This is a genomic window from Microcoleus sp. B4-D4, assembly GCF_036705185.1.
GTDB lineage: Bacteria > Cyanobacteriota > Cyanobacteriia > Cyanobacteriales > Microcoleaceae > Microcoleus.
In genome coordinates, this window is sequence record NZ_JAUBTX010000029.1 from 33,360 (window position 1) to 52,796 (window position 19,437).

At 42.8% G+C, this 19,437-nt stretch carries 11 protein-coding genes; 7 read left to right on the plus strand and 4 right to left on the minus strand.

Going from position 1 to position 19,437, the window contains the following annotated elements; translation table 11 throughout:
* Window positions 1–65 precede the first annotated feature (65 nt).
* Window positions 66–266: a hypothetical protein gene (locus QUB13_RS20125; protein ID WP_194069799.1), complete on the minus strand. Its 201-nt coding sequence runs from the start codon at window positions 264–266 to the stop codon at window positions 66–68.
* 628 nt (window positions 267–894) lie between these two features.
* Here QUB13_RS20125 and QUB13_RS20130 point away from each other — a divergent pair.
* From QUB13_RS20130 to QUB13_RS20150, 5 genes are all read left to right on the plus strand, one after another.
* Window positions 895–1,722 (plus strand): alpha/beta fold hydrolase, encoded by an 828-nt coding sequence (locus QUB13_RS20130; RefSeq protein WP_333383897.1) that lies wholly within the window; start codon window positions 895–897, stop codon window positions 1,720–1,722.
* A gap of 128 nt (window positions 1,723–1,850) precedes the next feature.
* Window positions 1,851–3,329: an ATP-binding protein gene (locus QUB13_RS20135; protein ID WP_333383900.1), complete on the plus strand. Its 1,479-nt coding sequence runs from the start codon at window positions 1,851–1,853 to the stop codon at window positions 3,327–3,329.
* Window positions 3,330–3,812: 483 nt separating this feature from the next.
* On the plus strand, window positions 3,813–4,172 hold the full coding sequence (locus QUB13_RS20140) for a VOC family protein (protein WP_333383902.1): 360 nt from the start codon (window positions 3,813–3,815) through the stop codon (window positions 4,170–4,172).
* A gap of 3 nt (window positions 4,173–4,175) precedes the next feature.
* On the plus strand, window positions 4,176–5,456 hold the full coding sequence (locus QUB13_RS20145) for a recombinase family protein (RefSeq protein WP_333383905.1): 1,281 nt from the start codon (window positions 4,176–4,178) through the stop codon (window positions 5,454–5,456).
* Between the two features lie 267 nt (window positions 5,457–5,723).
* Window positions 5,724–7,217, plus strand: a complete 1,494-nt coding sequence (locus tag QUB13_RS20150) for an IS5 family transposase (protein WP_333383908.1) — start codon at window positions 5,724–5,726, stop codon at window positions 7,215–7,217.
* 372 nt (window positions 7,218–7,589) lie between these two features.
* On the opposite strand, the gene QUB13_RS20155 is transcribed toward QUB13_RS20150, so the two are convergent.
* The 3 genes from QUB13_RS20155 to QUB13_RS20165 all read right to left on the minus strand — a co-directional run bounded on the left by QUB13_RS20155 (window position 7,590) and on the right by QUB13_RS20165 (window position 13,524).
* On the minus strand, window positions 7,590–8,723 hold the full coding sequence (locus tag QUB13_RS20155) for an adenylate/guanylate cyclase domain-containing protein (protein ID WP_333383911.1): 1,134 nt from the start codon (window positions 8,721–8,723) through the stop codon (window positions 7,590–7,592).
* A 36-nt stretch (window positions 8,724–8,759) separates the two neighbouring features.
* Window positions 8,760–11,789 carry an ATP-binding protein gene (locus QUB13_RS20160; RefSeq protein WP_442922184.1) on the minus strand — a complete coding sequence of 1,010 codons (3,030 nt, stop codon included), beginning with the start codon at window positions 11,787–11,789 and terminating at the stop codon, window positions 8,760–8,762.
* Window positions 11,790–11,976: 187 nt separating this feature from the next.
* A complete protein-coding gene (locus QUB13_RS20165) occupies window positions 11,977–13,524 on the minus strand; it encodes a sensor histidine kinase (protein ID WP_333383959.1) in 1,548 nt (515 codons plus the stop codon).
* A 702-nt stretch (window positions 13,525–14,226) separates the two neighbouring features.
* Between QUB13_RS20165 and QUB13_RS20170 the strand changes: the two genes are divergently transcribed.
* A complete protein-coding gene (locus QUB13_RS20170; protein WP_333383917.1) occupies window positions 14,227–15,549 on the plus strand; it encodes an AAA-like domain-containing protein in 1,323 nt (440 codons plus the stop codon).
* Window positions 15,550–15,749: 200 nt separating this feature from the next.
* Window positions 15,750–19,298, plus strand: coding sequence for an AAA-like domain-containing protein (locus tag QUB13_RS20180; RefSeq protein ID WP_333383921.1), 3,549 nt, complete (start codon window positions 15,750–15,752; stop codon window positions 19,296–19,298).
* Window positions 19,299–19,437: the final 139 nt, after the last annotated feature.

The following is a 19,437-nucleotide window of genomic DNA, read 5'->3' on the forward strand; positions in this document are numbered from 1 at the left end:
TGCGCTGAAAATTTGCCAAAGGTCGATCGCGGGCGATCGTAAAATTGGGGAAACCAAAAATTTATTTATAGAAATTGTCTAGAAACACGTTTCTCAAAATGAGCCTGAGTCTGCTGCAACAATTGTTCGCGACTGTCCTTAGCGGTAGTAATGCTAGGGAGCAAATTGCGAGCTTGTAAAGTCATGTGAAGCTGTAGGTGTGCGACGTACTCACTGACGTCTTCGCGCACGGAGCAAGCTGGGTAACGTTTTAAAGTAGAGTTCAAAGTGTTCTCCTGCTTTGAGTTTGCAGTAGTTTCAATAATATTAGACAGTATCACGGTCTACATCTAATTGCCTACTCCGCAATGAAGTTTAACCTTTGGGAGGCTTTTTTGTTACAATTGTTTACATACAATATTGCTTAAATAAATAAATCTACCTGATTAAAGGTAAAATACCGATCGCTAAAAAGCCCGCTGTGTATGTCTTCTTCCTTCTGTCCTAGATAACTAAAGCCCTCTCCCCTCTTCCTGATGACGTTGTACCGAAAGCTCGGAGGCGACACACTTATGACTAATGACCTTCCCTCTTCCCTCTTCCTGATGACGTTGTACCGAAAGCTCAGAGGCAACAGCACTGATGACTAATGACTAAGGACTAATGACTTCTTCCCTCTTCCTGATGACGTTGTACCGAAAGCTCAGAGGCGACAGCACTGATGACTGATGACTAATGACTAAGGACTAATGACTTCTTCCCTCTTCCTGATGACGTTGTACCGAAAGCTCAGAGGCAACAGCACTGATGACTAATGACTAATGACTAAGGACTAATGACTTCTTCCTTCTTCCCTCTTCCTTCTTCCTTCTTCCTTCTTCCCTCTTCCTTCTACTTATAAGGAGTCGATCGCCCGTGCAGTCAATAGCAATAGCACACAAACACACACTAACCACATTTGTCAATAGCAGCAGCCAAACAGCCGCCTACCTCGACATCGGCAGCGGCCCACCGTTATTGCTGCTGCACGGTTTCTTCGGAGAAAAGACTTGCTGGCTGCCATTAATTGAAATATTGCAATCTCAGTTTCGGTGCATCAGTTTAGATATGTTAGGTTTTGGAGAATCCAGCAAACCACAAATCCAGTACGACGTAGCCGTAGAAGTTGCCTTTGTGCGACAAGTTATAGAACAACTAAACATCGAACCCTGCAGCATCATCGGGCATTCTTTTGGCGGTTGGGTAGCCTCTGCTTATGCCCTAAAATATCCTAATTCCGTCAGCAGTTTAATATTAGCAGCACCAGCAGGAATTCGGGACGACAGTTTTTGCGGTCAATACGATGCTTTGCGGCCGCTGCTGTGGCAAACCCCAGTAGTTGATTGGGCCTTGCAGTTAGCCAAACCTGTGGCTCGTCTAGCAGGAAAAAGTGACAAATTGCAGGAAATTTCCGGGTGGCGGCGCGAGTTAATGTCTCAACCAGTAGCCCGGTCATTTTTAATGAGCCGGATGCGGCCCGAAGACGCAGTTGATACAGTAGAAAAAGAAATTCACAAATTACAAATTCCTACCTTAGTCATCGCCGCTATGGACGACGAAACAATTCCTCTGTGGCACTGTGAAACCTACGCCAAGGAGATACCGGGGGCAGAATTAGTAATTATTCCCAACGCCACCCACGGGTTGCCACAAACTCAACCTCAATTCATCGCGAAGTTGATTTGTAATTTTTTGGATAATTAAGAAAACCTTTGCCAAAAGCCGAATTCTAAAAACTGTGATAGACAATCAATTAAAAATAATTGTATTTTAGGATACTACTTCAATAGAAAATACAGAATATATTGGTAGTATTGTATATTGTTTTTTTTATGTCTATCACATCTTGTGTCAGCACGAACTACAGACATTTAGTAGATTTTGAGGTATTAGAAATGGAAGTGCTGAGCAACTACTTTAATCTGGAAGAAATTACCACAGCCAGAAAAGTTAGTGCTGCGGTAATTAACATCAGCGGTCGCCAGCGAATGCTTTCCCAGCGATCGGCTTTTTTTTGCATGAGGTTAGTTGGCTCTCAGAATGCCACAGAAAGAGCAAAACTGCGGGGGAACTTGTTAGAGGCGATCGAACTTATGGGAAAATCGCACCGCGACTTAATTAATACTGACAGCAGCAACTTATTGACTTCCCCTTCACCCACCGTCAAAGCAATGTATTTTGAGGGGCCGCTGTACCTAGACAAGCAAGTGCGCGAATATATCGATCGAATAAAAGCATTAATGCAAGTTCCAGATGCCGAACTCAACCTAGAAAATCCCGATCTACAGTACATTATAGCAGCAGCGGGCGGCGAATTGCTAGCAGCTTTCGATGCCGTCGTGAATCAGTACCAGCAAGAAAGCGAAATCGAACAATTTGAAATCGACCTCAAACAGATTGAACTGTATCAAAAAAGCTGTGCTGCTACCTCGAAAGCCGAAGCTCAAGCCGCCGAGATCGATCGCGCACTTCGCGAGATCAAAGAAACTCAAGCCCAACTGATGCACAGCGAAAAAATGTCTTCGATAGGAGCATTAATGGCCAGCATCGTCCACGAAATTAACAACCCAGTTAGTTTTATTTACGGCAACTTGAGCCATGCCAGTATTTATACTGACGATTTGCTGCACCTGCTGCGTCTCTATCAAGAATACAATCCCAATCCCTGTGCCAAAATTAAAGATATAATCGAAGAAATAGATCTCGATTTTCTAGTTACAGACTTGCCTAAAGTTATGTCTTCCATGCACATGGGTGCCGATCGCATTCGCGAAATTGTCAAATCTATGGGCAGCTTTTCGCGAACAGATAACAGTAAAATGACGCAGTGCGACTTGCACGACAGCATCGACAGCACCATCTTAATTTTGCGAAACCGTCTCAATGCTAAAACAGACCGTCCCGACATTCAAATAATTAAAGATTATGAAAAATTGCCTGGTGTAGAGTGTTATGCCGGACAGATAAATCAAGTATTTATGAATCTAATTAGCAACGCGATCGATGCTTTAGACGAGGCAGCACAAAATCGGCCCAATGCTCAGTTAAAAATTTATATCCGCACAGAAGTAGCAGGGAGCGATCGCGTGAGAGTGCGGATTGCTGACACGGGAGGGGGAATGACAGCAGAAGTAAAAGAACGAATGTTCGAGCAATTTTTTACCACAAAGGCGATCGGTAAAGGTACAGGCTTAGGATTGTCTATTGTCTACAAAATCCTAGTAGAAAATCACCGAGGAACGCTCAGGTGCGAATCAGAACCGGGGAAGGGAACAGAGTTTATTATTGAACTGCCGGTGGAGCAAATTTAAGCAATTTATCAAACTTAAATTTTATCCAATTTATCCGTAACATTTGCCTAGATTCGATTCTTCGCAGTGAAAAATTACACATATCGTAATTTAGTTATTTCTAGTTTTCAAATAAAATACCTCGTAATAATTGCCACTCACTTCATCGGCAAGTTACCTAACTTCGGCAATTTTTCAATTGTGAATAGCTGCGAATTCAGCAGATTGAGGTGGAGTAAAGTGCTTTATTTTGGGAATGATATCGAGTTCGGAACTCGCGTAAAAATTTTTGGTTTCAGCCGCTAGTTGAGAGCAGCAATTTTTTGATTGCTAGTGCAAAATTCAGCATTAACTTATATAAATAATATTGCCTAAATTGTGGTAATCAGTATTAAAAGTGACAGCTAGTGTTATTATGTCAAAAATTAACAAACATCAACCAATCTGCGTTGATCGGCGCTCATCAGCCAGCATCAGCGGTCAAAAAATTAATATTCAACAAAAATGCAAATTACTCAACCCCTCCACTGTGCCATCCTAGTTTCCCAACTAGAAACATCTGAACACTTTTACAGCAATGTATTAGGACTGCAAAAAATCGATCGAGAATTAAAATTTCCCGGAATCTGGTATCAAATCGGCAACTTCCAGCTTCACCTAATTTTAGCAGCAACAATTATACCAGATGCCATAGATTCCCAAAAATTGGGACGCAACCGACATCTAGCATTTTCTGTGGCAAACTTAGAGGAGGCAAAACAACAATTAACAGCCAGCAATTGTCCGGTACAAATGAGTGCGTCAGGTCGATCGGCATTATTTACCCAAGATCCCGACGGTAACATCATCGAACTCAGCGAGTAACAGATGAAAATCATCGCCTACTCTTACAGCGAACCGCTACTAGAAGCTGCGCCAGCGCCCGAAATTTGGGGCCAAGAGGTCGATCGCATCTATCAAGACTTAGGAGGGCGACAGCAACTGCAACAACTCCTAAAAGATTGCCAAGCAGAACCAGTCAAATACCTATTAATTCAGCGCTTTGAAGAACTGGGCGACACAGTACAGCAAGTGTGCGCGCACCTAGAAAAACTCGAAAACCTCGGCATCGAACTCATTGTCACAGACGAAAAACAAACCGAAAATAGAGCAAACTTACTCAAACTCCTCGCAGAAGTCCAGCGCAGCCAACACAGCCGCAGCATTCGCAAAGGACACGCCCGCAACCGCATCAAATCCCTTCCCCCACCAGGAAAAGCCCCCTACGGCTATCGGCGCGGCAAAGACAAATATACGATCGACAAAACCGCTTCCCCCGCCGTCAAAGACTTTTTTGATCACTTTCTCATCTACGGTTCCCTGCGCGGTTCCGTGCGCCATTTAGCAAAGAAATACAACAAAAAAATCTCCGTCAGCACAGGCCGCCGCTGGCTGACAAATCCCGCCTACCGAGGCGATTTAGAATATCAAAAGGGCCAAGTCATTTCTAACACCCACGTCCCGATTATTTCCAGAGAAGAAGCCGCCCAAATAGACCGATTGTTGCGCCGCAACCGCCGCCTTTCTCCCCGCAGCGCCAGCGCCCCGCGTTCCCTCGCAGGTTTAGCAATTTGTGCGGAATGTCGATCGCCCATGACAGTCGCAAAAGTCACCTCCTACCGCAAAGATCGAGAATACCTTTATTTGCGACCGATTAACTGTCTGTCCCAGCCCAAATGCAGCGGTATTTCCTACGAAGAAGTATTGCAATTAACTATAGCAGGAATTTGTCGGGATTTGCCCGATGCCGTCGCCCAGTTGCAAATGCCGCAGATGAACGCAATTAAAGCAGGAATTGCCGGATCTATCTGCTCGAAACAAGAAATCATAGAGCAATTACCAGCCCTGATTGAAAGTGGCATTTTTGACAAAGAAACCGCCGAACTGAGAGCCTACAAAGTCCGCACGGAAATAGCCGAAATGCAAAGCAGGCTCGCACAATTGCCCCCAGTTAACTTGCGAGAAACCGCGCAAACAGTTTCTCTTCCCCAGTTTTGGCTGGATTTGTCGGAATCGGAACGCAGGTTTTATTTTCGTGAGTTTATCGATCGCATTGAGATAGTCCGGGAAAATTCCCTATTGAGACTGCAAATTATTTTCATTTTTTAACAGTCGTAAATCAGCCCGGACTTGCTATAGCCTTTCTCAAAAAGGTGATATCATTTCTGGTCGATTACCATAGAAAATACTGTTTGTGCGTGTCCACAAAAGTACCAAATATTGAGCGTATGCAAGCCTGCACTACGAACCTTACTTAGGGCTTGCTGAATAATCGATCGCATATTGCGTGGCCTGGGTTTCGATCATGCGATCGAGAATAAAGTGCAAGATAAACAGGTAAAATAGGTCAAAACCCGTGCATCACCACCTGAGATCATGTACAAAAAGGTTGAGCTTGCTCCCGTCCCACCCTTGGACTTTGAACTAGCCAACGGCTCTAAATTGTCACCAGATAACCGTTGGGTAAAAATGGCCCAAGTAATACCGTGGTCAGAATTTGAATCAGAATATGCTCAAAACTTCCCCACAGAAATGGGTGCACCAGCCAAATCATGGAGGATGGCGTTGGGGGCATTAATTATTAAGGAAAAATTAGGAATTAGCGATCGGGAAACAGTAGAACAAATCCGTGAAAACCCGTATCTGCAATACTTTATCGGTCAATCAAGCTACAGTAACGAGCTGCCATTTGACCCATCACTATTAGTTCACTTCCGGCAACGAATTAGTTCCAACCTAATTAATAAAGTGAACGAACGAATGGTCGAAAAAATGTGGGAAATTACCCCAGTTAAACCCGAAAAAAAAAAGGATTCGGACGGCAAAAATGAATCACCCAAGTTCGGAAAATTAATCATAGATGCGACCTGTGCCCCAGCCGACATTACCTATCCGACCGACTTAGGACTATTAAACAAAGCTAGAGTTCATACAGAAAAAATTATAGATATCCTATACAAACAGATCAAAAGTAAAATCAATAAAAAACCAAGAACCTACCGTAATCTAGCAAGAAAAGACTACTTAGCAGTAGCCAAACAAAGACGGCCCACCCGAAACAAAAGAAGACAGGCACTTAAAAAACAACTCCAATACATCAAAAGAAATCTAGCTCATATTGAACAGCTAATCGAGTTAGGTGCGACCCTAGAAAGTCTGAACAAAAAGAAATATAAAACCTTGCTAGTTCTCACAGAAGTCTATCGCCAACAGCAATGGTTATTTGATAATAATAAACAGAGTATGGAGGATAGAATAGTAAGTTTAAGTCAGCCCCATATCCGCCCCATAGTCCGAGGAAAAGCCGGAAAAAGCGTAGAGTTTGGAGCTAAACTATCAGCGAGCTGTTTTGAAGGATATGTATTTCTAGACCGGATGAGCTGGGATAATTTTAACGAATCAGGAGACTTGAAAGCACAAGTAGAAGCTTATTATAGCTTCACAGGATATTATCCAGAGTCAGTTCATGCAGATCGGATTTATCGTACAAGAGAAAACCGAGCTTGGTGTAAAGAAAAAGGCATTAGAATCAGTGGACCACCTCTAGGAAGACCTCCAGCAAATGTGAGTAAAGAAAAAAAGAAGCAAGCAAAGGAAGATGAGAGGATTCGTCAGGCAATTGAAGGAAAATTTGGGCAAGGTAAACGAAGATTTAGCCTGAATCTGGTAATGACAAAACTTGAGAATACCTCTAGTACAGCTATTGCTATCACTTTTTTAGTAATGAACCTTTCTACCTGGTGGCGCCGGGTTTTTTGTATGTTTTTATGCGGTTCGGGGAAAACAATGCCTGTTTTTGGGCTTAACATAATTGGCGCTTATATTTTACTCAAAATGAGGCAGGAAAAACTCATCTTTAACTCTGGTTGAATAATCAATCACTCCCCATCGCCAAAAAGCGATCAATTATTCAGCAAGCCCTACTTATTGTGGTAAATCGATCCGACACGATCTGAGAATTCAGTCGATTTTAGATTGAATAATTTTAGTCAACGTAGGGTGCGTCGCCAAGAACAACTCTCGCTATCAACTACAATTAAACGAGTGACGCACCCTACAACTGATAACTTAAGTAAACCGTATTGTACTATAACGGTTCTCAAGCGTGGTGAGGTATGCCCTGTTTGGCCAATGCCCTGTTTGGCCTGTTTGCCCAATGCCCTGTTTGGCCAATGCCCTATCCCGGATAGTACCTCATATGAGAGCTCTAAAGACTATATAACTTAGCAATGAGTTTTAACTCTATTTTTTAGCCTTTAGCCAATAAACAATTAACTCTCCTTTACCTTTAACCGCGATCGCGCCTCTTTCCTCCAATACATACCGCTCTTTTAACTTCTCGCAAACAGCCGAAGTCACTTGAATATACCCCGGTAATCCTTGACATTCCATGCGAGAAGCAACATTAACAGTATCTCCCCACAAGTCATAAATAAATTTTTTAGTGCCAATCACCCCAGCAACTACTGGGCCTGTATTAATGCCAATCCGAATTTGAAAGGGTTCGCCCGTGTCGGTTTTAAAATCTGCGATCGCATCCTGCATATCCAACGCCATATTTGCGATCGCCCCTACATGATCTGCCATCGGCACAGGTAAACCCCCCGCCACCATATAAGCATCCCCAATTGTTTTAATTTTTTCCAAACCGTGTTTTTCAGTTAATTCGTCAAACTTGGAAAAAATCTTATTTAGAAAATTTACCAATTCTAGCGGTGAAATTCTGGCAGCAAGAGACGTAAAATCGACAATATCTGCAAAAAGAACTGTTGCTGACTCAAACCTTTCAGCAGTAGAACCCTCGCCTTTTTTTAAATTTTCAACAATCGCAGCCGGTAAAATATTCAGCAATAAATGATCCGATTTGTTTTGAGCCAGCCGTAAAGCTAGCTCAACTGTCTGCCGATCTTTAATTTCCTTTTGCAATCGATCGACACACCCTTCTAGTTGCTTAGTTTGCTCTTGGAGCAGTCGCTGCTGATTTTGAATTATTAACTGATTTGCCACTCGTGCTAATACTTCTTTACCTTGAAAAGGTTTAGTAATATAATCAACAGCTCCCACATCAAAGGCTTTCACCTTATCTGAAGCGTCATCTAAGGCGCTTAAAAAAATCACTGGAATTGAACTGGTTTTTGGTGAAGCTTTCAAGTTTGCACACACCTCATATCCATTCATTTCTGGCATCATCACATCCAGCAGAACTAGAGTCGGCGGAAACTCCTGCACCGTCGCCAGAGCTCTTTTTCCGTTCAACGCTTTGCGAACCTGATAGCCTTGCTCAGTTAGGATTGTAGATAAAAGCCGCACGTTATCTGGTTTATCATCAACTACTAAAATGGTGGCTGGAATTGTAGGAGACTGATTGCTGTTCATGCGATCGCTAACCGTATTTTTTCAAAATCCAATATATTAAGAGTCACAGGCATTAATGGCAGACTTCGCTAACTCAATAATATCATCAAACAGGAAATCACGTGCTAAATCAGTTAAAACCTGTGCAGAGACAGCAAACTCTACAGGCATCTCCTCAATCAACCGAAGAATCTTATCATCGTAGCATTCATGAGCAGCATCATGGATATTATCCAGCCACTCACTAGGCATTTGAGCGAGTTGTAATCCTACGGATTCATTGCTGCTAACCCCACTCAATTCGCTTTCGTTTTCAAGATTATTATCAACAGATTCATCGTAAACATAGCTAAGTCCTAAGTATTTCTCTATGATAGCAAACAAGATTTTAGCCTCAAACGGTTTACGCATAAAATCGTCGCAGCCTGCTGCTAAAATAGTTTTTCTTTCCTCTTCAAAAGCGCTAGCTGTGAGGGCGACAATCACCGTTTCTTTTCCGAGAGGATGAGATTTAATTTGTCTGGTTGCTTCATAACCATTCATTACAGGCATCTGCATATCCATCCAAATCAGGTGCGGTTGCCAATCTTTCCATACATTAATAGCTTCTTGACCATTTTTAGCTTCTCGCACGAGGAAGCCTAGCGGTGACAATAATCTATCTATGACTAGACAATTATCGGCACGATCGTCAACCACCAAAATCCGGTACTCTGGTTGCTCTGGTGCTAAACCAATGACTTTTTTATGCGGTTTAAGCATTTGAATTTCGGTGGCATCGGCCAGACCCAGTTGAATATCAAATGAAAACGTACTTCCAAAATCAGGTGTACTGCTGACAACAATATCCCCTCCCATCATTTGGACAAATTTGCGACTAATTGGTAAGCCTAGTCCGCTTCCCTGTTCGGATTTATAACCTGCTTTTGTTTGCTCGAATGGTATAAATAACTTATTCATTTCTTCTGCAGCAATGCCGGGGCCAGTATCTTGAATTTCAAACTGAAGGTGTAAAGATACCGGGCGAATAGAATTCGAGTCTGCACAATCAAAATTCGCAGGCGCGGACTTTTCATATCCCCTGTCGGCGGTTTTTGTTTGCGTGCTTTTCAACTCTACATTTTCAGTCGCCAAATTTTCTTCTACCTTGTTTTTCATTCGCAAGGTAACGCTACCCGTCTCTGTAAACTTAATGGCATTTCCGACAAGATTAATCAAAATCTGGCGCAATTTACCCTCATCTCCATTAACAAAGTACGGTACATTTTGGGCTATTTCAAAATTGAGCTGCAATCTCTTAGATTTAGCTTTCAGTCGAAACATTTCTTCTAGGGTTTCTAGCAGGCGAATTAAATTAAAACTGCTTTCATTAAGTTGAATTCTGCCTGCTTCAATTTTGGACATTTCCAAAATATCATTAATTAGCGAAAGCAAATGTTCCCCGGCGCGATTAATAATTCCTAAGTGTTGTTGGTGTTCGTTGTTTAGGGATGAATCGCGCACCATCACCTGACTAAATCCCAGAATTGCATTCAGGGGAGTACGCAATTCGTGACTCATAGAAGAAAGAAATTCACTTTTGGCGACGTTGGCGGCATCAGCCACTCTGACAGATTTTTGCAGCGCTGCTTCTGCCAACTTGCGATCGGCAATTTCTGTTTTCGCTTGTTCAAATAGCGTACATTGCTGGATGGCAATTGCTAGCTGTACAGAAATTTGCTTGAGAGATTCTATCTCAGAAGAGTTCCACTGTTTTTGACTGCGGCAGTGATGAGCAATTAGTAAGCCCCATAAATTTTCCCCTTGCAAAATAGGAACCACGAGGTTAGCTTTAATTTCAAATTGGGCGAGTAAATTAATGTGGCACTCGGAAATACCAGCGGTGTAAATATCGTCCACCGCCCGAACGCGCCCCTGCTGGTAAACAGAAATATAGCCTTCGCGAAAACAAGGATCGTTAATATCAATTCCCCTAATCGGCATCACACCCCTTGCTACCGATTCGACTGCTATAAATCCGCTCCAATCTCGGTTGAAACGGTAAATAACAGTCCGATCAGTTGACAAGAACTCGCGAACTTCTTCAACAGCCACTGTCATAACTTCTTCTAGGTTAAGAGAAGAGCGAATCCGCTCTTGAATGGAATTCACCAGTCGCTCTCTTTTTAGTTGCTGTTGCAAAGCTGCTTCTGCCTGTTTGCGAGCAGTAATATCTACTCCATAACCAACACACTCCACAGGTATGCCAGCAGCATCTTTGACCAACTTAACCTCATCGTGAATCCAGCGATAACTACCGTCTTTGTGCAGTTCGCGGTATTCGTAGGAAATCAATTCTTTTTGCAATATCTGAGCGAAGGAAGTATCTATAATCTCTCGATCTTCGGGGTGAACGAGGCTGTGCCAATCCAGGGAACCATCCACAAATTGTCGCGCTTCGTAGCCCATCATTGAAAAAATATTTTCGCTAACAAATGTTACGTCATAATCTCCCCCTAATTTGCAGCTAAAAATAACTGCCGGAGTAGTAGCCAACAAATATTGCAAGCGTTCGGTAACTGAGCGCAATTTTAACTCGGCTTGCTGGCGCTCGCAAGCTTCCGTTTCTAAGGAAGTGTTGGTTTCTGTCAACTGTGCGGTACGCTCTTGCACTTTAAGTTCTAAATCTTCATAGGCGCAGCGCAGAGCTAATTCTGCATTTTCACGCACGGCGATTTCCCGCTGTAATTTGATATTAATTGCTTCTAATTCTTGAGGGCTTTTTAAGGCCAAAAACTGGGGTAGTAGCGTTACCATCGATCCGGCAGTGTAGCAGGAAACGAGGGCGGTAATTCCTTTTTCAATCCCCGACAGCCAATAAGCGGAATGCCACAGCGTCCAAATGTCTAGCAAGTGACCTGTACCGCAAAGAATAATAAAGGCACCAAACAAACCAAATATTCCTAAAAAAGGAATATCGCGGCGCTTAAAAATAAAATAAATCAGCATCGCCGGAATTGAATAGTAAGCCATCGCGATTAAAAAGTCGCCGGTTACGTGCAGCCACACCAAAGGCGTTTGCCACAGATAGCAGTGACCGTGCGGCATATACTGAGTTGGAGAAAAGATATTTTTGACTATTTCCCACATGATTTTTACAGGCAAATTATATTAAGTGCAACACTCTTCTGGTTCTTGTGAGGTGGTTTTTTATAGCCAGCCCTGTCTCTAGGTTGGGGCTGGTTATAATCAACCGCCCTACAAGTTGATTTACAAAAACGGGATGAATCAACATTTACAGCTTTACCAAAACTTTTTCAGCAAAAGTTGCTGGCTGAGGTTGGGATTTTAAGGGAATTTTAATAATAAACTCAGTACCCATCCCAACCTCGGAAGTGCAGCGCAAATAACCTTCATGGCTTTGAATAATTTGATAAGAAATTGCCAAACCCAGACCTGTACCATAACCGATAGGTTTAGTCGTATAAAATGGATCGTAAATTTTAGCGATCGCCTCAGCATCTATGCCACTGCCATTATCAGCAATGTGAATCTGCACCCACTCGCCGTCAACCATAAGCGTGCTAATACGAATTGTTAGCCGTTGGCAATGGGCATATTGCAAGCGATCGGGTAAAATTTTCCCCCAACAGTCTTTTTTGACCGAATGCTTCTGCACCGCCATCTGTTCTAAAGCATCAATCGCATTAGAACAAATATTCATAAATACTTGGTTGAGCTGTCCGGCGTAGCATTCCAAATCTGGCAAATTTCCATAGTCTTTAATCACTTGGATAGCCGGACGGTATGGCTGTTCTTTCAGGCGGTGCTGCAAAAGCATTAAAGTGCTGTCGATACCTTCATGAATATTTACCTTTTTCATATCGGCTTCGTCTAAGCGGGAGAAGGTGCGTAAAGATTTAACAATATCTTTGATGCGCTCGGCTCCAATTTTAATCGAACTAAAAATTTTTTGCAAGTCTTCTAAAATAAAGTCGAGTTCGATGCTGTTAATCTTGTCAGCAATTTCCGGTGGAGGAGTAGGGTAATAAACTTGATAAAACTTAATCAATCCCAAAAGCTCTTGAATGTATTCCCGGGCAGGAATCAGATTGCCATAGATGAAGTTAACAGGGTTATTAATTTCGTGAGCGACTCCAGCTACCATTTGCCCCAAAGAAGACATTTTTTCAGTTTGCACGAGTTGGGTTTGGGCACTTGTGAGTTGTTGTAGAGTGTTTTCGAGCTGCTGAGTTTGTTTTAGCAGTTTAGCTTCAGAATGTCGCAATGAATTTTCAGCCAAGGAGCGATCGCGATTTTCCTGTTGCAAAAGTTCATTAGTTAATTCTAAAGCGATCGTCCTCTCCGTCACCCGTTTTTCCAGTTCCAGCATTAATTCTGAGAGTGCTTCCTGAGCTTGTTTGCGATCGCCCACCTCATTTTGTAAAGCCAAATTTGCCGCCGCCAATCGAGCGGGACTGGGGATCGCCAAGATTTTTGGGATTAGTTCCACCAGCACTGCTGCTGTGGATAGCGAAACTAGCGCCGTAATCGCTTTCAGAAAACCTGAAAACCAATAATTAGGATGCCACAGCGTCCATATTTCCATAACGTGGGTAATGCCGCAGCAGACAATAAAAGAGCCAAACAACATGAAAATCCAGTCAAAAGGCAGGTCTTTTCGCTTCTTGACAATATAAATCAGCGTGATGGGTATCGCAAAATAAGCGCAAGCAATCAAAGCATCAGACAAAATGTGCAGCCCCACTAATCCAGGCTTCCACAAATAGCAATGACCGTGAGGAATAAAATAATTAGGAAACATTTTATGAACCATTTGTATTCAACCAACCAGACTATTTGCTAGCTCATCTTTTTGAAAAAGTATTGCAGCACGATTTCCTAAAACCCTGTAACCAAATAAAAAATTGCTCTTGAGACTGAACGCTATTGATGAGTCGATGCAGCGATATAAAACTACTTTTAATTAAATTAACATCAATCGATTAACATAGAGCGATGTCAACTGTCACATTCTTACTGTTAGCTTCACGACTAACTGTGACACCTACATGACATTTTGGCCAATTGCTTTGGAAAAACTCAGCGCTGCTACCTGAAAGCTAACCCCGCCAGCGCCTCTTGAAATTGGGTTGTGGCACTCAGCGACCAGTCATTCGATTTTAGATTTTAGATTTTAGATTTTGGATTGACCCCACGGATCGAGGATCGGGCTTGAGGATTTGAGATTCCAGATGCTCCCGATTGATTCCACGGATCGAGCACTTGGCGGGTACCACCTTTGAAATTCGCTTGTCAGGCAACGGGGCTAGCACAAGATTTAACGGATGTCACGGATTTAACTCGGCAAAAATAACCCTTCTCAAAAACCTGTAGATTCGGGTTTACTCTTCATTGATGTCACATTTAGCCGCCAGGGATTTAAGTCCCTGCTGAAGGTTTAACTTTAAATTGACACAAACTCAGCTTTAAATTACATCACAAGTGATAACATCAACTATAAACTTACGGGCAATTGCCAATTATGACGATAGATGAGGTACTACAGTTAACTCGTGCGCGATCGCAAAAAGATTTACATCCCGTACAAGAAATCCTGCTCCGCCAAGTTTGGGAAGGAAAGACTTATACAAGCATCGCATTGGCCTCTCATTACGGAGAGCATTACCTGAGAAACATCGCCTCTGGCTTGTGGCAATCTCTCTCTGAAATCTTCCACATACCTATTAGTAAATCTAATTTTCGCTCCTCTCTAGAATCGCGTTCCTTAACCGCAGAGGAAGCAGAATTAATTGAAAAATTCACCCGCAGCCAATGCCTAGCAACACCTTTAGAATATCCCGGCTCTCCCGTACCCCTCGGTTCGCCATTTTATATCAATCACCCGCTAATTGAAGAACTCGCGTATCAAGAAATTGCCAAGCCAGGGAGTGTTCTGCGGATAAAAGCTCCCAGGAAGATGGGTAAAAGTTCACTTTTGCTACGAATTTTAGACCGCGCTAATTCTCTAGGCTACCGAACTGTAAGTTTGGATTTTCAGCAAGCTGAGGAAGCTGTTTTAGACAACCTCGATAAATTTTTAAGGTGGTTTTGTGCCAACATCAGCAGGCATCTAGATTTGCCACCTTTATTAGATGATTTTTGGGATGAAGATATGGGTAGCAAAGTAAGCTGCACCATTTATTTGCAGCAATATATATTAACTCAAATAAATCGTCCTTTACTCTTAGCTTTAAATGAAGTAAATAGAATTTTTGAGTATCCCAAAATTGCCAGAGAATTTTTGCCACTTCTGCGAAGCTGGCATGAAGAAGCAAAGCGGAATGAAACCTTGGGAAAACTGCGGTTAATCGTCCTTCATTCCACAGAAATTTATATTCCTTTAAAGCTCACTGAATCGCCTTTTAATGTCGGTTTGCCGCTGCAATTGCCCTATTTTACAGAAGAGCAGATACTTGCTTTAGCGCACCGTTACGGACTCGATTGGACAGATAGCCCAGATGCCGATCGACTGATGGCAATGGTGGGGGGACATCCTTATCTAGTCCGGCTCGCTTTTTACCATCTCTATCAAAAGGCTGTAACGTTAGATGTGCTTTTGCAAGAAGCTCCCACCATAGGAGGAATTTATAAAGATTACTTGCGGAATTTTTGGGTGACATTGCAAGCAGATACCGAACTCGCAATTGCCCTTAAACAAGTGGTAAAATCTGAGCGCGGTCTGGAATTAGAGCCGATAGTAGCTTGTAAATTAGTGAGTATGGGGTTGATTCATATCGATAACAACCGCTGTACGCTAAGCTGCGAGTTGTACCGCCTGTATTTTGGTTCGCCAAACTTTATTTAGTGATTGCCTACCGTAAAAATCTGTGCTGCTGTTAAGTTTAAGTCTGGGAAGGCGAGGGATCGCACCACATCATCACCTCTAAATTGATTAACTACATACTCACCGTTGGATTATAATTCAGTAGGGATGGTGACAAAAATAACGCTCAGACTGCCTCTTTTTATACTCAACTTTCACTTTTAAACCAACCCGTAAACGGCATGACCGAGGTAACATACCAAATTGGTGGCAGTCTTGCCAGTGATGCCCCTACATACGTAGTGCGAAAAGCAGATGACCAACTCTATCAAGCCTTGAAAAACGGCGAGTTTTGTTACATCCTCAACTCCCGTCAAATGGGCAAATCTTCGCTGCTGGTACGCACCTTCCATCGATTGCAAGCAGAAGGATTTCAATGCAGTACGATCGACATGACCCGCATCGGCACCGAAAACATCACGTCTTTACAGTGGTATAAAGGAATCGTTGGCGATTTGTGGCGCAGCTTCAATCTATTAGGAAAAGTGAATTTAAAAACTTGGTGGAAAGAAGAAGAAGTTTCCTTTCTGCAAAGATTGAGCTATTTTATTGAAGACATTTTGTTAGCTAAATTTTCTGAAGACAAAATTGTTATATTGGTCGATGAAATTGATAGCATTCTGGGGTTAGATTTTCCGGTAGATGATTTTTTTGCTTTAATTCGGTATTGTTACAACCAAAGAGCCATCAATCCCGAATACAACCGGATTACCTTCGCCATTTTCGGAGTAGCCACACCCAGCGATTTAATCGCCGATAAAAATCGAACTCCTTTTAATATCGGACGAGCGATCGATTTGCAGGGATTTCAATTGGAGGAAGCACAGCCACTAGCGAAAGGATTAAAAAATGTAATAACCAATCCGCCAGCAGTTATCAAAGAAATCTTAGCTTGGACTGGAGGACAGCCATTTTTAACTCAAAAAATATGTGAATTGGTAGTAAGAACTGCTGGAGAATCCCGCAGCGGCGATTTAAAAATACCACCGGGAACAGAGGGATTTTTTGTGGAATCGTTGGTGCGGGATAAAATCATTGATAAATGGGAATCGCAGGACGAACCGGAGCATTTGAAAACGATACGCGATCGCATCTTGCGAAACGAACAACGCGCCGGAAGATTGCTCGGCATTTACCAGCAAATCTTACAAAGCGTAGGGGCGGTGGATGGTGCGTGCCCGCCCGTCGCCTCCGATGATAGTCGCGAACAAATCGAACTTATTTTAAGTGGATTGGTAGAAAAAAAGCACAATTTTCTGCAAGTTAAAAACCGAATTTATCAAGAAGTCTTCGATTTCAATTGGGTAGAAAAAAAATTAATATCTCTGCGTCCTTACTCGCAAAACTTCGATGCGTGGTTGGCGGCAAAACAACAAGATAAATCGCGGCTATTGCGCGGCAAAGCATTGATTGACGCTCAAAATTGGGCGCGAGGCAAAAGTTTAAGCGACCTAGATTATCAATTTTTAGCCCAAAGTGAAAAATTAGACCGAATCGAGGTGCAACAATCACTAGAATCAGCACGACTAACAGAAGTTGAAGCGCGACTGCTCGAACAGAAAAAAAATGCCAGACGACAAAAATACTTTATAGTGACACTGAGTATGGCATTAATCTTAGCTTTAGGATTGGGAGCGATCGCCTTTTCACAATATCATCAAGCCACTCAAAGCCAACGCAACGAAAAAATTGGTAAAATTCAAAGCATAACACGGTATTCCGAAGCCCTATTTGCCTTAGATAAGCGGTTAGATGCCTTAATAGAAGCCCTCAAAGCCAGAAAAGAACTACAACTATTAAACGGCACAGATCGCCCGACAAATGGCATGGTTGAATCGGCGCTACGTCGAGCAATTTATGGATCAGTTGAATACAACCGTTTTTCAGACAATAGTGGTTGGATGAATGCCTTAGCCATTAGTCCTGATGATGAGATTATCGCTGTGGGTACAAGCGACGGGGATGTGCAAATTTGGCATCAAGATGGCAGATTAATTCGCACCTTCAAAGCACATATAGCACCCGTTATCGGAGTTGCCATCAGTCCCGATCGCCAGCTTATCGTTTCGGGGAGTGGAGACTTAACAATCAAACTCTGGCAGCTTAACAGTAGCACAGATAAAGCCGCACTACCTTTACACACTCTGACAGGACATAAAGCTCCAATTTACAGCGTCAAGTTTAGCCCAGATGGAGAATTAATTGTCTCAGCTTCCCAAGACAGGACGGTGAAAATTTGGCGGCGGAATGGCACGTTGTTCAAGACACTAACAGGGCATCTTGGCGTAGTCAGAAAAGCAGTTTTTAGCCCAGATGGAGAGTTGATTGCCTCAGCTTCTGAAGATAGCACGGTGAAAATCTGGCGGCGCGATGGCACTTTGTATAAAACGCTTTCACAAAATCAATCTCCAGTCTTATCCATTGCCTTTAGTCCTAATAGTAATACCATTGCTGCGGGCACTGGAGACGGTACTATTAAACTCTGGCACCGTGACGGAACTTTGTTAAGGACAATTGCCGCCCATGACGCGGGAATTCAGGCATTAGCTTTTAGTCCCGATGGAGAAACGATCGCCTCTGGTTCTGATAACCAGATGCTCAAACTCTGGAACATTGACGGAACTTTACTCACCACTATCAAAGCACATAACAGCGCAATTAGCGATCTTTCATTTAGTCACAATGGCGAATATCTCGCATCGACTTCTTTTGATGGCACTGTTAAACTCTGGAAATTCAGTAACTCCTTGCTGACAATTCTGCGGAGACATACTGCTGGCGTTTGGGGAGTCGCTTTAAGCAAGAATCAACAATTAGTGGTTTCATCAAGTGGAAACGAGGTTCTTCTTTGGCACAGAGACGGTAAATTACCGAGGCGGTTTGAGGGGCATAACTCTGCGTTTAGTGGCGTTGCTATCAGTCCCGATGGCAAAATTATTGCTACGGTTAGTGTAGACAAATCGGTTAAACTTTGGAGTGCTGATGGCACTTTATTGAAGACCCTCCCAGGACGAGTTGATATGAGGAGAGTTGTTTTTAGTCCTGATGGCAAAATCATTGCTTCTTCAAGTGGGGATACGACAGTCAAACTTTGGCGGTTAGACGGAACCGAATTGACTACCCTCAGAGGACATAAAGCCGGGGTTTGGGGGGTAGCTTTTAGTCCTGACGGGGAGATTCTTGCCTCAACAAGTGGAGACAAGACCGTTAAGCTTTGGCGGCTGAATGGTACGTTAATTAAGACACTTCAAGGTCACAGTAGTTTAGTTTTTGGTGTAGCTTTCAGCCCGGACGGAGAGGTAATTGTTTCGGCGAGTGATGACAAAACGGCTAAACTTTGGAGTCGTGATGGTAAGTTGCTACACACTCTCAAGGGACATCTTTCTGGAATTTGGAGTGTGGCTTTTAGTCCTAATAATAAAACGATCGCTACAGGGGGTAGTGACGGTACGATCAAACTCTGGCAACGTGACGGTACTGAGATTACAACCCTGATGGGACATAGCGCACGGGTGGGGTCTTTAGCTTTTAGTTCTGATGGCAAAACTCTTGCTTCTGGTTCTGAGGACAAAACGGTAATTCTGTGGAATTTAGAGCAGAGTGTAGAGTTAGATCGGGTACTAGCCTCTGGATGCGATCGCGTGCGGGATTATCTGCAAACAAATACCGATGTGAAGGAGGAAGATAGACATTTGTGCGATCGAGTGGGCAATAATGCTCAGAAAGAATAAATAATAATTGCTTGTGTCCTATGATAAATTTCGTTACTAGATTTCAATGAAGTTTCGGATTTAAGTGGTTGGTTGAAAAATTTGAGATGCTTAGGAAGCGACAAAATTAACACTTAGAAGCCGGATTTATCCAATAAAA

Coding starts and splice junctions, on each gene's coding strand:
- QUB13_RS20135 (WP_333383900.1), top strand. CDS start 1,851: ATGTCTATCACATCTTGTGTCAGCACGAACTACAGACATTTAGTAGAT.
- QUB13_RS20140 (WP_333383902.1), top strand. CDS start 3,813: ATGCAAATTACTCAACCCCTCCACTGTGCCATCCTAGTTTCCCAACTA.
- QUB13_RS20145 (WP_333383905.1), top strand. CDS start 4,176: ATGAAAATCATCGCCTACTCTTACAGCGAACCGCTACTAGAAGCTGCG.
- QUB13_RS20150 (WP_333383908.1), top strand. CDS start 5,724: ATGTACAAAAAGGTTGAGCTTGCTCCCGTCCCACCCTTGGACTTTGAA.
- QUB13_RS20155 (WP_333383911.1), bottom strand. CDS start 8,723: ATGAACAGCAATCAGTCTCCTACAATTCCAGCCACCATTTTAGTAGTT.
- QUB13_RS20160 (WP_442922184.1), bottom strand. CDS start 11,789: ATGCCGCACGGTCACTGCTATCTGTGGCAAACGCCTTTGGTGTGGCTG.
- QUB13_RS20170 (WP_333383917.1), top strand. CDS start 14,227: ATGACGATAGATGAGGTACTACAGTTAACTCGTGCGCGATCGCAAAAA.
- QUB13_RS20180 (WP_333383921.1), top strand. CDS start 15,750: ATGACCGAGGTAACATACCAAATTGGTGGCAGTCTTGCCAGTGATGCC.